At 38.4% G+C, this 609-nt stretch carries 2 protein-coding genes; both read right to left on the bottom strand.

Features of this window, described 5'->3' with window-relative positions; translation table 11 throughout:
* Nucleotides 1–12: 12 nt before the first annotated feature.
* A complete protein-coding gene (locus GOU96_RS18090; RefSeq protein WP_039428600.1) occupies nucleotides 13–282 on the bottom strand; it encodes a type II toxin-antitoxin system YafQ family toxin in 270 nt (89 codons plus the stop codon).
* Entirely contained in the window at nucleotides 275–553 is a 279-nt protein-coding gene (locus GOU96_RS18085; protein WP_267783254.1) for a type II toxin-antitoxin system RelB/DinJ family antitoxin, read from the bottom strand. The genes GOU96_RS18090 and GOU96_RS18085 overlap by 8 nt, the downstream gene beginning before the upstream one ends.
* Between the last annotated feature and the right edge of the window lie 56 nt (nucleotides 554–609).

Below are 609 nucleotides of genomic sequence, written 5' to 3'. Positions count from 1 at the left end.
CACTGAGTTTCATCAGAACAAATCACTATGAGAGCCAATTCTAGCTAATTGGAGTTGGCCATCAAAAATGCGATAAATGAGCACTAGATCTGGTTTAACGTGGCAGTCACGGAATCCAACCCATCCGCCAGTTAAAGGATGATCAACATTTTTAGGGTCGAGTTTTTCGCCTCTTTGCAGCTTTGATATGATGTTGCCGACTTCAATGATGTCCGAAATCGGCATTTTGGTGATTTTTTTGAAGTCTTTTTTGAATTGTGTTGAGTATTCTAAGCTATACATTCTTCACTTTGCCTTCAGTTAGCTCAGTAAGCATAGCGTCGACAGATTCTGCTTTATGCCCATGACCTTGAATGAGTTCATTCATTGCAGAAATCGTTGTTTCATTTGGTTGAGGCACACGTAAGTCAAATGGAATACCACCATGATTAATCACGGCTTTTGCAAAAATTTTAATAGCTTGTGATGTACTAAGACCCATTTCGTCACAGATGCTAGTAAAAGCAACTTTGGTATCATGGTCTATGCGAGTACTTAGCATTTCTGTTCTCATAACAGCACCTTTAGTTGTACAATGTATTACATAGTTAAACATTAGTATAATGGCAC

This window comes from Vibrio sp. R-1 (assembly GCF_035615595.1).
Lineage (GTDB): Bacteria > Pseudomonadota > Gammaproteobacteria > Enterobacterales > Vibrionaceae > Vibrio > Vibrio cholerae.
This window is presented reverse-complemented; position numbering and strand designations above follow the sequence as displayed.